At 51.4% G+C, this 545-nt stretch carries 1 protein-coding gene; it reads left to right on the forward strand.

Translation table 11 applies throughout. From position 1 onward, the window contains the following. A partial coding sequence (locus tag HMPREF2865_RS04005) for a hypothetical protein (RefSeq protein ID WP_210399349.1) occupies positions 1-545 on the forward strand: 545 nt, incomplete at both ends.

A 545-nucleotide genomic window follows, 5' to 3' on the forward strand; every position in this document is an offset into this window, starting at 1 on the left:
GGCAACTGGACTTCAAACAACCCAGATGTTGCGGTAGACCCAGCGACTGGCAAAGCAACCATCCCGGCAGATAAAGTGAAAGATGGCTCTCCAGTGACTGCGAAAGCAACGGACACCGCAGGTAATACAGGTGAAGAAGGTACAGTGAATGCAGGTAATAATCCTGACACGACTGCACCAAGCGCACCGGAAGTGACCCCATCTACCACTGATGGCTCAGTGGCTGTGAAAGTGCCTAGCGATGCAGAAGTAGGTGATACTGTAGAAGTGACAGTAACCCCTGAAGGCTCTGACACCCCAGAAAAAGTGACTTTGACCAAACAGGCAGACGGCAGCTGGACATCAGACAAACCTGAAACAGTGCCAAGCGTTGAAGCAGGCAAAGACAGCACCACTATTCCACAAGACAAAGTGAAAGATGGTTCTGAAGTAACTGCACAGGCGAAAGATCCGTCTGGTAACGAAAGTACCCCAGTTAAAGCCAACGCAGGCAATAACGCTGCGGCTCCTGACACGACTGCACCGGCTAAACCGACTGTTGAAGC

Origin of the sequence: Neisseria sp. HMSC073G10 (assembly GCF_001812605.1) — a bacterium.
GTDB classification, from domain to species: Bacteria; Pseudomonadota; Gammaproteobacteria; order Burkholderiales; family Neisseriaceae; genus Neisseria; species Neisseria subflava_A.